The following is a 13,267-nucleotide window of genomic DNA, read 5'->3' on the forward strand; positions in this document are numbered from 1 at the left end:
GCCCGTCCCGGTTCTAAGGGCGCGCGCGCCCTTAGAGCACCCACGCCGAAATCGCCGGCAGCATCAGGCTGGCCCCGATCCCGATCAACACCCCGAACGCCACCCTGCGCGTCGTGGCCGGCGAGAACGGCGGCGGAAAACGCCGCCCCAGCAACGTGGCGATCACCACCACCGGCACGGCAATGGCGGCCTGCACGCACACGGCGGCATCGAGCTGCCCCTGCCAGGCCGAGAACAGCGTGCGCACGGTGGAGGTCACGGTAAAGACCAGGATCAGCGCGCAACGGATTTCAACCGGCTTCATCGGCTGGCGGTAGAACTGGAAAATCAGCGGCGGGCCGGAGACGCCGAACATGCCACTCAGCAGTCCGCCGAATACCCCGCTGACGAAGAAGGTGCCATCACCGGAGCGTTGCGCCAGCGGCGCGGGCTTGAGTGCGGCGCTGAGGCCGCCATACAGGATCACGGCGCCCAGCAGCAGTTGCAACAGGGTGGCTGCGCTGGAACTCAGGTACTCCAGCACCAGCACGCCGACCACTACCGACGGCAGGATGCCGATGGCTGCCGCGGCGACGGCGCGCCAGTCGATATGCTGCAGCTTGCCTGGCAGCGCGCAGGCGCTGTTGGCCAGCGTGACCAGGCTCACCACCGCGGCCACGGTGGCCACGGGCGCCAGCCCCAGTCCGCTGGTGACGCCCATCACGATCATGCCAAGGCCAAAGCCGGTCACCGTCTGGAAATAGGTGCCGGCACCGAGCAGGGCCTGCAGGCCCAGCAGCGGCAACAACAGTTCTGCCTTCATGCCGCCGCCTGCTCGCCCTTGCTGGCCTGTTCCGCGGTGGCTTGCGCCTGGACCACGGTGACGGCGATGACATGGAACACATCGTCCGCGCTGCAGCCGCGCGAGAGGTCGTTGGCGGGCTTGTTCAGCCCCTGCAGCATCGGCCCGATGGCCTTGGCGCCACCGACCCGCTCGGCCAGCTTGTAGCCGATATTGCCGGCTTCCAGGCTGGGAAACACCAGCACGTTGGCGTGGCCGTTCACCTGCGAATGCGCGACCTTGCGCGCGGCGATCTCGGCGACGATGGCGGCATCGAGCTGCACGTCGCCATCGATGGCCAGGTCCGGGCGTTGCGCGCGCACGCGCTCGGTGGCGGCCACCACCTTGTCCACTGCCGCATGGCTGGCGCTGCCGCTGGTCGAGAACGACAGCATGGCCACGCGCGGCTCTTCCATCAGCAGCGTGCGTGCGCTGTCGGCCGCGGCCATGGCGATATCGGCAAGCGCATCGGCATCCGGATCCACCACCAGCCCGCAGTCGGAGAAGATCAGCCCGCCCTTGAGCGTGTGGAAAGGCTCGCACAGCATCATCAGGAAGAAGCTCGACACCAGCCGGAAGCCGGGTGCCAGCCCGATCAGCTGGATCGCGTTGCGCACCACGTCGGCGGTGGTGTGGTCGGCGCCCGCCACCGAACCGTCGGCGTGGCCAAGGCGCACCATCAGGTTGGCGAAGCACAGCGGATCGAGCACGGCGCGCTTGGCTTCATCGAGCGTCATGCCCTTCTTCTGGCGCAGCGCAAAGAGTTGCTGCGCGAACGAGGGCGTGAGCGCCGAGGTCGATGGGTCGACCAGCGTCATGCCGTCCAGCCCGATGCCGTGGATGGCCGCGGCGGCGTTGATCTGGCGCGTGTTGCCGACCAGCACGATGCGCGCGATGCCTTCCTGCGACGCGCGCTGCGCGGCCTGCAGGATGCGCGGGTCTTCGGCCTCGCACAGCACGATGCGGCGAGGCGCGGCGCGGGCGCGGTCGATGATGCGGAGGATGGCTTTCATGGTGGTTGGCTCGGTAAAACTGAAAAAAGGGCCAGCGACCTGCGCTATGCCCTTGGTGTTCTCCCCTCTCCCGCAAGCGGGAGAGGGAGCACGCCGTCAGCTGGCGGTGTGCAGTACTTCGATCAGACGTAGTCCTTGTACTTGTCCAGGTAACGCACCGGCTTGGCCAGCGCATCGCGCCGGAACGGGTCGCCCAGTTCACGCGTGCACATGATCTCGATGATCGTGGTCTTGCCATGATTCATCTGCAGGTCGATGGCGCGCTTCAGGGCCGGGCCGACATCTTCCAGCCGATCCACCACGATGCCTTCCGCACCCATCGCCTTGGCGATGCCGGCAAAGCTCTGGTTGTCCAGCTCGCCCGCCACAAAGCGGCGGTTGTAGAAGTCCACCTGGTTCTTCTTCTCCGCGCCCCACTGGCGGTTGTGGAACACCACCGCGGTCACCGGGATGTTGTGGCGCACGCAGGTCATGGTTTCCATCAGGCTCATGCCCCAGGCGCCGTCACCGGCGTACGACACGGCCGGGCGGTGCGGTGCCGCGACCTTGGCGCCGATGATGGTCGGGAAGGCGTAACCGCAGTTGCCCCAGCTCATCGCCGCGAAGAAGCTGCGCGGCTTCTCGAAGCGCAGGTAGCTGTTGGCCACCGAGTTGATGTTGCCGATGTCGGTGGACACCATCACATCTTCCGGCATGGCCTTTTCCAGCTCGCGCAGCACCTGGCGCGGATGCAGGTAGTGGCCGCCAGTGGGCGTGCGCTCCTGCTTCTGCTCTTCGATCATGTCCAGGCTGTACGGGTCGCGCTCATGGGTCCAGTCGTCCAGCTCCTTCTCCCACGCGGCCTTTTCGTTGGCGATTTCGGTGGCGCGGGCCTCGCGGCTGGCGTCGCAGGCCAGCGTGCGGCCGGCCAGGCGCTGGCTCAGCGCGACCGCGGCGGCCTTGGCGTCGCCGCAGATGCCCACCGAGATCTTCTTCACCAGGCCCAGCATCTTGTGGTCGGCGTCGATCTGGATGATCTTGGCGTTCTTCGGCCAGTAGTCCATGCCGTGCTGCGGCAGCGTGCCGAACGGCCCCAGGCGCGAGCCCAGCGCGATCACCACGTCGGCGCGCGAGATCAGCTTCATCGCCGCCTTCGAACCCTGGTAGCCCAGCGGGCCGCACCACAGCGGGTGGCTGGCCGGGAACGAGTCGTTGTGCAGGTAGCTGTTGACCACCGGTGCGCCCAGGCGCTCGGCCAGGGCCTTGCACTCTTCGATCGCATCGGCCATCACCACGCCGCCGCCCGAGATGATCACCGGGAACTTGGCGTTGGCCAGCAGCTCGGCCGCATCGTTCAGGCTCTGCTCGCCGCCGGGGCCGCGGTCGAGGCGGCGCGGCTGCGGGATCTCGACGTTGACCTTGCCGTAGAAGTGGTCACGCGGGATGTTCAGCTGGGTCGGGCCCATTTCCGCGGTGGCGCGGTCGAAGCAGCGGGCGGTGAACTCGGCCATGCGGGCCGGGTTGGTGACGTGGCCCTGGTACTTGGTGAACTCCTGGAACATCGGCAGCTGGTTGGCTTCCTGGAAGCCGCCCAGGCCAATGCCCATGGTGCCGGCCTCGGGCGTGACGATCACCACCGGGCTGTGGGCCCAGTAGGCAGCGGCGATCGAGGTCACGCAGTTGGAGATGCCGGGGCCGTTCTGGCCGATCACCACACCGTGGCGGCCCGACACACGGGCGTAGCCGTCGGCCATGTGGCCGGCGCCTTGTTCGTGCACCACCGGGATCAGGCGGATGCCCGCCGGCGCGAAGATGTCCATCGCATCCATGAAGGCCGAGCCCATGATGCCGAACATGTCGGTCACGCCATTGGCGGCCAGCGTTTCAACGAAGGCTTCCGACGGGGTCATGGTCTGCGGGCCGGCCGGGACCTGGCTCTCCTTCGCGGCGGCCGAGCCACCGGAAACGGCGGGATTCGAGGTGGTATCGAGGTCGCGCATGGCGTTGTCTCCTGATGAGGGTCTTATAAAGTGGAACAGGACGTTCCGGAAAATTGCTTGTTGGAGGAAATGTAGGCGGAAGACTTCGGTTGGTCAATAGGAGGTTTTGTTTTACGGAATGAAATTGATGAAAAATTGAGACAAGATGCGGTTTTGAGTGCCTCATACGGCATTTATAGGGGTCCGTTGGCCGTTCCAGAGCGGCGACGGAAGGTGCGCCGCGGGCGAGGGCTCACCCGCGGTGGCGGAAACAAGGGGGAGGAGGGTCAGGCGTGCGGCACTCGGATGGCTGCGTGCCGGCCTGGGGGCGGTTCAGTGAATGAAGCCGCCCTTGACGAAGCGCACCGGCTCGGCGTCCATGCGCAGGAGCAGCGCAGTCAGCCCGTCAGCCGCGGGCGAAGGCGCGCGCTGTGCGCCGGCGTCCGGTCCCGAGACGCAGACCAGGTCTGCGTCGGACCATTGCCGCCCCGGCGTGCCGCGGGCGCGCAGCCAGCCGCCGCGGTCGGCCAGCAGCTGGGTGCCGGCCAGGCGCGAAGGCGATTGCCCGGCGATTGCCGCCACGGCCTGCCAGGCATGCGAGGAGACCGCGGCGCAGCCGGCACGGAAGCGCGGCACCTGCGCCGGCGGTTGCCCGTCAGGCGTGACCAGCACGGTCAGGAAGCGGGGATCCTCGAACGGCAGCGATGCCATCCCGTCCACCGCCACCAGCCGCACGCGCTGGTCGCCGCGCCATTGCGACAGCGCCAGCGGCGCGGCATCGGCGCAGCGGATTGCCATCTCCGGCAGCCGCAACGGCACCGGCCAGTTGCCCTCGGCACCACCGCCGGCCGACAGCGCTTTCATGTAGTCGATCACAGCCCAGGCCTCGCGGAGGCCGAGCACATTGCCGAAGGCCGGCATGGTGGGCTGGCCGTGACGGTCGCGCATGCCGGCCAGCACATGCCAGAACAGCTCGCCATCGACGCGGCGCGCCAGCAGCGGGCTGACCAGCGTGGGCGGCCACTGCGCCAGGCTGGCGGCCAGCGGCCCTTCTCCGCGCCCGTCCGCGCCGTGGCAGCTGGCGCAATGCTGCGCATAGACCCGGGCGCCGAGCGCGATGGCATCGACGGAGAAGCGGGTAGGGCTGGCGTGGAAGCTGGTCGGCGCAGCCGGCACCAACAGCAGCGCTGCGCTGGGCCAGGGGGCCGCCACCAGGGCGAGCGCACCGGCGGCCAGCAGCACGCCGCGATGGCGTCGCCAGGCCAGCGCGGCGGTAATGGCCAGCACGGCAAAGACAAGGGCGCACAGGCTCAGGCCGACCTGGCGCGCGAGGCCCAGGTCGATCAGCAGGGTTTCGCCCGCCACGCGCCGTGCCCACGGCCAGGCTGGCTGGCCGTGGCTGTCGCCGGTCAGGCCAAGGGCATGCCATAGCGACAACAGGGCCAGCTGGAATTTCTCGATCAGAACCAGCAGTGCATTGAGCCATGCCTGCGGCGGCGGGCCGTTCATCTGGCGGCCCGCGAGGTGAAGCGCAACGCCATTACCAGCTCGCGTCCAGCCCCAGGTGGCGCAGCGCTTCGTGCCGCAGCCCGGTCAGCCGCGGATCGCCGCGATGGCGCGGGTAGGGCAGGTCGACCCGGATCTCCGCCGTGATGCGTGCCGGACGCTGGCTGAAGATGATCACGCGCTGCGCCAGGAACAGCGCTTCCTCCACGTCGTGCGTGACCAGCAGCGCCGAGAAGCGCGAGCGTTGCCACAGTTCGACCAGGTCGCTCTGCATTGCCAGCCGCGTCAGCGAATCCAGCTTGCCCAGCGGCTCGTCCAGCACCAGCAGGCGCGGATCGTTGACCAGCGCGCGCGCCAGCGCCACGCGCTGCGCCATGCCGCCCGAGAGCTGGTGCGGGAAGGCGCGGGCGAAGGTCTCCAGCCCTACGCGCCGCAACGCATCATCCACGCGCGGGCGCTGGCTTGCCAGCACGCCGCGTGCCTGCAAGCCCAGCGCGACGTTGTCCCAAACGCGCCGCCACGGGTACAGCGTGGGGTCCTGGAACACCACGATGCGCGACGGGTCAGGCTCGGCGATCGAGGTGCCGTCCTGCAGGATCTCGCCGGAGGAGGGCTGGTCCAGCCCTGCCACCAGCCGCAGCAGCGTGGACTTGCCGCAACCGCTGGGCCCCAGCAGCGCGACGAATTCGCCCGGTGCGACGCTCAGGTCGACGTCGTCCAGCACCTGCAGCCCGTCGCTGCCGCTGCCGAACCAGTGGCTGACCTGATGGATGTCGATGCGGGCACCGGTCTGGGCTTCCGCGGTGTCGTCTGCCGCCGCGTTAACTCCCCTCTCCCGCGTGCGGGAGAGGGGAGCCTTCTTCACATGCGTGTAGGGTCTCGATGCTTTCAACCGCTCAACAACACTCACCATTTCACCGTCCCCTTCTGCCACGACAGCACCCGGTCACGCGCCACGAACAGCAGCGTGATCACGCCCGAGAACAGCAGCGCCATCACGATCAGCGCCGCATACATATTGACGTAAGAAGCCCAGCCCTGCGCCCACGTCAGGTACCAGCCCAGGCCCGACTTCACGCCCATCATCTCCGCCGTCACCAGCACCGAGAACGAAGCGCCCAGACCCATGAACAGGCCGACGAATACCTGCGGCAGCGCCGCCGGGATCGCCACGCGCAGCACCAGGAACCAGCCCGAGGCGCCCATGGTGCGCGCCACGTCGTAGTAGCTCTTGTTGACGCCGGCCACGCCTGACCAGGTCAGCACCGCCACCGGGAAGGCGGTGGCCAGCGCGATCAGGAACACCGCGGCGGAATAGCTCGACGGGAAGAAGTAGAAGGTCAGCGGCAGCAGCGCGGTCGACGGCAGCGGGCCCAGCACGCGCAGCACCGGATGCACCCAGTAGCCGATGCGGCGCGACCAGCCGATCGACACGCCCACCAGGAAGCCGGCCAGCCCGCCATAGGCCACGCCCAGCCCGAGCAGCCTGAGCGTGTTCAGCACGCTGTCGCCGAGGCGCCGCCAGTCGTCGGCATAGACCTCGATCAGCGCCTGTGGCGGCGCGAAGAAGGGCGTGGGCAGGATGGCGGTCTTGGCGGTCAGGATTTCCCACGCGGCCAGGGCCACGGGCAGCGCCACCAGCCACGGGCCGGCGGCGCGCAGCGTGGCCAGCGCGCGTTGCGCGGCCCGGACCCGCTGGCCGGCCAGCGCAACCAGTGCCAGCAACGCGGCGCCTGCCAGCGCCGCAATCCCCAGCTCTGTCGTATAGGCCCAGTCGCCGAAGCCCACCGCCTGGTTGGGCCACAGCCATGTCAGCGCGCCGAACGCGGCCCACGCCAGCGCGGCGAGGATGCCGGTGGCCCAGACCGGGCCGGACGCGCGCGCGCTTGCGGCGGCATGCGGCACGGGGGCCGCGGCTGGCTTGCGCGCAAGCCCGGCGTCGAATGCAGGTTGGCTTGTCGTCATGGCATCACCCCAGCACATTGGCGTAGACGTGCTGCGCCAGGCGTTTGGCATCGGTGGTCTTCTTCAGCACGCCGATGCGGCGGAAATCATCGGCGTAGAAGGCGATCTCGTCGCGCAGGTCGACGCCGGTCGGGTGGTGGGTATAGGTCAGCGTGGCGTAGAGCTTGCGCAGGTCTTCCGGATTGATCTTGGGCGAGTACCTGGCGAAGACCCTGGCGGCCTCGTTGGGGTTCTCGTTGACATAGTCGGTGGCCTGCACGATGGCGCGCGCCAGCGACGTGGCCGCGGGGCGGTCGTTGCGCACCAGTTCGCCGCGGGCGCCGACCACGCAGCAGACCTTGCGTGCGTACTCGCCGGTGAGGTTGGTGGCCAGTTCCACGTAGGCGCCGTTGGTGCGCTTTTCCAGCAGGTAGAGGTTGGGGTCGCCGTCGGCGATCGCCTGGATCTCGCCCTTGTCCACCGCCACGCCCAGCAGGTCGGCCGGGTACTGGCGCCAGGTGATGTCCTTGTCCGGGTCGATACCGTTCTTGGCCAGCAGGATGGTGAAGAAGTGTTTGCCCGGTGCCGCCAGGTCGCTGACGCCGACTGTCTTTCCCTTCAGCTGCTGCAGGCTGGTGACCCCCGCCGCTTTCGATCCCACCAGCCGCACGCAGCCGCCGTGCGAGCTGCCGATGATCTTGACGTCGAAGCCGGCTTCCAGCGGCTTGAGCCAGCGGTGGATCATGCCGACCGCGGCATCGGCCTTGCCGGTGGCGATCGATTCCAGCAACTGGTCGGTCGAGCCGCTGTAGTTGATCAGGTCGACCTGCAGGCCGTTCTTCTCGAAGAAGCCCTTCTCCTGCGCCACCACGATCGGCGTCAGGCAGAAGGAGTTCTGGTTCCACGCGAAGGTCAGCTTGCGCGGCGCCGACCAGGCCTGTCGGCCCAGGATCAGCGACGGCGCGGCGATGGCCGCGGCACCGGCCAGCCGCAGCACGCTGCGCCGGCGCGGGTCGGCGTGATTGTTGTTGTCCTGGCTCATGGCGAGACTCCCCGTCTTCGTTGTGTGGTGTGGCGAGGCCATCAGGCGGCCTTGCGCTCCGCCTGCTGCGTGGCGTCGTGCTGCGCCACCAGCTCGCGCACGCGCGGGATCAGCTCGCGGCCATAGTCGATGGCGTCTTCCAGCGGATCGAAGCCGCGGATCAGGAAGGTGGTGACGCCCAGTTCGTAGTACGCGAGCAGGGCCTGCGCCACCTGCTCCGGCGTGCCGATCAGCCCGGTGGAGTTGGAGCGCCCGCCGGTCTCGCGCGCGATCGCGGTCCACAGGCGCTGGTCGACCCGGTCGCCTTGGTCGGCTGCAGCGAGCAGGCGCCGTGCGCCTTCGCTCTGTTGCGGGCCGCCGCGGCTGTAGCCGGCCTGCACGCGCAGGGCGCGGGTGTGCTCCAGGATGCTGTCGGCGCGGGCCCAGGCTTTTTCTTCGGTCTCGGCCAGCACCGGGCGGAACGACACCGAGAAGCGCACCGTGCGGCCGTGCTGCGCGGCTTCGGCACGCACGCGGCCGGTCAGCTCGCGCACCTGCTCGAGCGACTCGCCCCACAGCGCGTAGACGTCGGCATGCTTGCCGGCGACGGCCAGCGCCGCTTCCGAGGCGCCGCCGAAATAGATCGGCACATGCGGCTGCTGCGCGGGCTTGACCTCCGAGAAGCCCTGGGTAAAGCGGTAGAACCGGCCTTCATGGTCGAACGGCGCGGGCTCGGTCCAGATGCGGCGCAGGATGTGCAGGTACTCGTCGGTGCGCGCATAACGCTGGTCATGGTCGAGGAAGTCGCCGTCGCGCTGCTGCTCGCTGTCCGAGCCGCCCGAGATGAAATGCACCCCGAGGCGGCCGCCGCTGAACTGGTCGAGCGTGGCAATCTGGCGCGCGGCCAGCGTCGGCGCGGTAAAGCCGGGGCGGTGCGCCAGCATGAAGTGGATGCGCTCGGTCACGCTGGCCGCGTAGGCGATGGTCAGCGTGGCCGACGGGCCGGTGGAATGGTGCGGCACCAGGATGCGGTCGAAGCCGGCCTGCTCGTGGGCCTGGGCAAACGCGCGCACATAGTCGCGATCGATCACCGGGCCTGACGGCGGATGGATCTCGGACTGCTTCTGGCTCTGGATCATGCCGATGAAATCGACGCTCATGCGCGTTCTCCTGTATTCGGTGAGGGCGGCAGCGTGACCGCCCGGATGGTGTTGGGCTGAGGCAGAAAGTACGACAGGCGCGCGCGCTCGCTAACGAATAAAAACGACGGTCCATATTCAATAAGCGTCGTTTTCGTAATGCGGTGCCGGCGCTACGCTAGGCGGCATTCGGTGCGGGCCGCGCGCCGGCAGCGCGCCTCGTCGTTGTCCTTCCCGGAGTCTTTTTCCATGTCATTAACGTCCACCCTGCGCAGGCTGCCCAGCAGCGAAGCGCGCCTTGGCGAGGTGCTGGCCGGGCTCTGCGCGCGCTTTGCCGCCAGTGCCGGCGCGCACGATGCCGCTGCCAGCTTTCCGCACGACAACTTTGCGCAGTTGCACGCCAATGGCCTGGTTGCGCAGGTGGTGCCGCACGCGCAGGGCGGCGGCGGGGCAGGCCTGGCGCAGGCGCGCCGCATCGTGGCCGCGGTGGCGGGCGGCGATGCCGCAACCGCGCTGGTGCTGACCATGACCTACCTGCAGCACCGCGCGATCGCCCGCGCCGATTCGCACTGGCCACAGACCGTGCGCGACCAGGTCTTTGCCAGTGCGGTGCAGGACGGTGCGCTGATCAACGCGCTGCGGGTGGAACCGGAACTGGGATCGCCGGCACGCGGTGGCCTGCCGGCCACGGTGGCCACGCGCGTGGCCGACGGCTGGCGCATCAGCGGGCGCAAGCTGTACAGCACCGGCATCCCGGCGCTGCGCTGGCTGGCGGTCTGGGCGCGCACCGATGAGCCTCAGCCGCGCGTGGGCGTGTTCCTGGTGCCCGGACCGGCGGCCGGCATCGCGGGCGTGCGCATCGTCGAAAACTGGAACCACCTTGGCCTGCGCGCTTCAGGCAGCCATGAGACCGTGCTCGACAACGTCTGGATCCCCCCTGACCACGCGGTCGATATCCGCCCGCCGTCAGCATGGGCGCCGACCGGTGCCAGCCAGGCCGACATCGACGCCAACGCCGACCAGCAGGGCTGGATGATCGTGCTGCTGGGCAGCCTCTATGACGCGGTGGCACGCGCTGCCGCCGCATGGATCGGCGATTTCGTTCGCGAGCGCGCGCCCGGCAGCCTGGGCGCACCGCTGGCCACGCTGCCGCGCGTTCAGGAAGCCATCGGCGAGATCGCCGCGTTGCTGCGGGCCAATCAGGTGTTGCTGGACGATGCCGCCGCGCGCACCGACGCGGGCGAGGCGCCCACGCCGGCCGACAGCGGGCTGCTCAAGTACACGGTGACCGGCAATGCGATCCGCGCGGTGGAACTGGCACTGCAGCTCTCCGGCAACCACGGCTTGAGCCGGAACAACCCGCTGGAGCGCCACTACCGCGACGTGCTGTGCAGCCGCATCCATACGCCGCAGAACGATTCCATCCTGGTCGCCGCCGGGCGGGCGCAGCTTGGCCTGTAAGCGCGGGCCTGCCTGGCCGTGCTATGTTTGCAGTAGCACCGCCCCGCGGAGGGCCGCAGCGCAGGCGCCCGCCGCGCCGGCAAACCAGAACGAGACACTCCGGAGTCATTCCCATGGGCAGCACCCCCACCCCCAACCCGCTCGCGCCGCTGCGCGACTTCATCACCGGCCTGGCCGCGCTGCTGGACCAGCAGCCGGACGAGCCCCGCATCCTGCGCGAAGGCGGGGCGCTGCTGGCAAGGCTGGTTGCGCGCGACAACTGGCTGCCCGATGCCTGGGCCCAGCCGCATCCCGAGTACTACCAGCAGCACCTGCTGCATTGCGATTCCGCCGAACGCTTCTCGGTCGTCAGCTTTGTCTGGGGACCGGGCCAGCGCACGCCCATCCACGACCACACCGTATGGGGCCTGATCGGCATGCTGCGCGGCGCGGAAGACTCGCAGCCATTCGTGCTCGACGCCGGCGGCCGGCCCGTGCCGCATGGCGACGCCGTGCGCCTGCTGCCCGGGCAGGTCGAGGCCGTGTCGCCCACGGTCGGCGATATCCACCGTGTCAACAACGTGCATGACGACCGCGTCTCGGTCAGCATCCACGTCTACGGCGCCAATATCGGCGCGGTGCGCCGTTCGGTCTATGCCGAGGATGGCACGCGCAAGCCCTTTATCTCCGGCTATTCCAACCAGACCCTGCCCAACCTGTGGGACCGCTCCCGCGAAGTTGCCCAGTCATGACCAAGATTACTGCTACGCAAGCTGCATCGGTTTTCCCGACCTATTCGCCCGAGGACGTGCGCAAGGCCCTGCTCAACCACGACGAAATCGCACTGATCGATGTGCGCGAGGAAGACCCCTTCGCGCAGGAACACCCGCTGTGGGCGGCCAACTTCCCGCTGTCGAAGCTTGAGATCGAAGCGTGGGCGCGTATCCCGCGCCGCGACACGCTGATCGTCGTCTACGGCGAATACGCTGGCACCGACCTGGCGCCGCGCGCCGCGGCCGTGCTGCGCGAGCTGGGCTATACGCGCGTGCATCTGCTGGAAGGCGGACTGCGCGCCTGGATCGACGGCGGCGGCGAGGTGTTCCGCGACGTCAACGTGCCGAGCAAGTCGTTCGGCGAAGTCGTCGAAGCCAGGCGCCACACGCCGTCGCTTGCCGCCGAGGAAGTGCAGGCATTGATCGACACCAAGGCCGATGTGGTGATCGTCGATGCGCGCCGCTTCGACGAGTACCAGACCATGAGCATTCCCACGGCGACCAGCGTGCCGGGCGCCGAACTGGTGCTGCGCGTGCGCGAGCTGGCGCCCGATCCGAACACGCGTGTGATCGTCAACTGCGCCGGGCGCACGCGCAGCATCATCGGCACCCAGTCGCTGGTCAACGCGGGCATTCCCAACCCGGTGGCGGCGCTGCGCAACGGCACCATCGGCTGGACCCTGGCTGGCCAGCAACTGGACCATGGCGCCAGCCGCCGCGCGCCCGCCGCGGTCAGCGATGCCAACCGCGACAGTGCCCGCCGTGGCGCGCGCGAGATCGCCGACCGGGCCGGCGTTCGCCGCATTGCGCTGGCCCAGATCGAAACGCTGCAGCAGCCCGGGCGCACTGTGTACCGCTTCGACGTGCGCACGCCTGAGGAATTCGCAGACAGCCACCTGCCGGGCTTTGTCAACGCGCCGGGTGGCCAGCTGGTGCAGGAGACCGATCATTCCGCTCCGGTGCGCGGTGCGCGCATCGTGCTGGCGGATGATGACGACGTGCGCGCCAGCATGACCGGCTCATGGCTGGCGCAGATGGGCTGGGACGTCTGGGTGGTGGAACCGGCGACAGCGGCGGAACGTAGCGAAACCGGCGCGGTCAGCGCACCGGTGCCGGCGTCAGCGCCGGTATCGACCGTCACTGCAGCCGAACTGGCCAAATGGATTGACGCAGGCGATGGCAGCACCGCCGTCCTCGACTTCACCACCAGCGCCAACTACGTCAAGCGCCATATTCCCGGCGCCTACTTCGTCATTCGCGCGCAGCTTGCGGACGCGCTGCCGCGCATCCCGCAGCCCAGGCGCTACGTGCTCACCTGCGGATCGAGCCTGCTGGCGCGCTTTGCCGCGGCCGACCTGCAGCGCCTGACGGATGCGGAAGTGCTGGTGCTGGAAGGCGGCACCCAGGTGTGGATTGCAGCGGGGCTGCCGCTGGAAAGCGGGGAAACGCGCCTGGCCTCGGAACGCACTGACCGCTACCGCCGGCCGTATGAGGGCACTGACAACCCGCGCGAGGCGATGCAGGGCTACCTGGACTGGGAGTTCGGCCTGATCGCGCAACTGGAGCGCGACGGGACGCATGGGTTCAGGGTGGCGTAGGGCGCGGTGGCAGGTCATGTCTTGAGCATGCCCGGGTAGTGCTCTTGCAGCCAGT

Annotated in this window: 11 protein-coding genes; 3 read left to right on the top strand and 8 right to left on the bottom strand. The window is 68.9% G+C overall.

The annotated features are described in order from the left end of the window. Positions 1–31: 31 nt before the first annotated feature. From AC1Q6V_RS22355 to AC1Q6V_RS22390, 8 genes are all read right to left on the bottom strand, one after another. Positions 32–802, bottom strand: a complete 771-nt coding sequence (locus AC1Q6V_RS22355; protein ID WP_011617520.1) for a sulfite exporter TauE/SafE family protein — start codon at positions 800–802, stop codon at positions 32–34. After that, entirely contained in the window at positions 799–1,833 is a 1,035-nt protein-coding gene (gene pta, locus AC1Q6V_RS22360) for a phosphate acetyltransferase (protein WP_011617519.1), read from the bottom strand. Before pta ends, AC1Q6V_RS22355 begins: the two co-directional genes overlap by 4 nt. A gap of 122 nt (positions 1,834–1,955) precedes the next feature. Next, entirely contained in the window at positions 1,956–3,722 is a 1,767-nt protein-coding gene (xsc, locus tag AC1Q6V_RS22365) for a sulfoacetaldehyde acetyltransferase (RefSeq protein WP_454749713.1), read from the bottom strand. Between the two features lie 402 nt (positions 3,723–4,124). Further along, positions 4,125–5,300 (bottom strand): c-type cytochrome, encoded by a 1,176-nt coding sequence (locus AC1Q6V_RS22370; RefSeq protein ID WP_454749682.1) that lies wholly within the window; start codon positions 5,298–5,300, stop codon positions 4,125–4,127. A gap of 31 nt (positions 5,301–5,331) precedes the next feature. Then, entirely contained in the window at positions 5,332–6,210 is an 879-nt protein-coding gene (locus AC1Q6V_RS22375) for an ABC transporter ATP-binding protein (protein WP_454749681.1), read from the bottom strand. Beyond that, positions 6,204–7,262: an ABC transporter permease gene (locus AC1Q6V_RS22380; RefSeq protein WP_454749680.1), complete on the bottom strand. Its 1,059-nt coding sequence runs from the start codon at positions 7,260–7,262 to the stop codon at positions 6,204–6,206. Before AC1Q6V_RS22380 ends, AC1Q6V_RS22375 begins: the two co-directional genes overlap by 7 nt. A 4-nt stretch (positions 7,263–7,266) precedes the next feature. Further along, a complete protein-coding gene (locus AC1Q6V_RS22385; RefSeq protein WP_153953390.1) occupies positions 7,267–8,283 on the bottom strand; it encodes an ABC transporter substrate-binding protein in 1,017 nt (338 codons plus the stop codon). 41 nt (positions 8,284–8,324) lie between these two features. Continuing rightward, positions 8,325–9,422 (bottom strand): LLM class flavin-dependent oxidoreductase, encoded by a 1,098-nt coding sequence (locus tag AC1Q6V_RS22390; RefSeq protein ID WP_010810345.1) that lies wholly within the window; start codon positions 9,420–9,422, stop codon positions 8,325–8,327. Positions 9,423–9,650: 228 nt separating this feature from the next. On the opposite strand from AC1Q6V_RS22390, the gene AC1Q6V_RS22395 reads away from it, so the two are divergent. The 3 genes from AC1Q6V_RS22395 to AC1Q6V_RS22405 all read left to right on the top strand — a co-directional run bounded on the left by AC1Q6V_RS22395 (position 9,651) and on the right by AC1Q6V_RS22405 (position 13,212). Next, a complete protein-coding gene (locus AC1Q6V_RS22395) occupies positions 9,651–10,862 on the top strand; it encodes an acyl-CoA dehydrogenase family protein (RefSeq protein WP_058696512.1) in 1,212 nt (403 codons plus the stop codon). Between the two features lie 113 nt (positions 10,863–10,975). Further along, entirely contained in the window at positions 10,976–11,593 is a 618-nt protein-coding gene (locus AC1Q6V_RS22400) for a cysteine dioxygenase family protein (protein WP_454749679.1), read from the top strand. Beyond that, the gene (locus AC1Q6V_RS22405) at positions 11,590–13,212 is read left to right on the top strand and encodes a rhodanese-related sulfurtransferase (protein WP_454749678.1); all 1,623 of its coding nucleotides are present in this window, start codon (positions 11,590–11,592) and stop codon (positions 13,210–13,212) included. The genes AC1Q6V_RS22400 and AC1Q6V_RS22405 overlap by 4 nt, the downstream gene beginning before the upstream one ends. The last annotated feature ends 55 nt before the right edge of the window (positions 13,213–13,267 follow it).

The sequence above is a fragment of the Cupriavidus sp. GW823-FHT07B10 genome, from assembly GCF_058794355.1.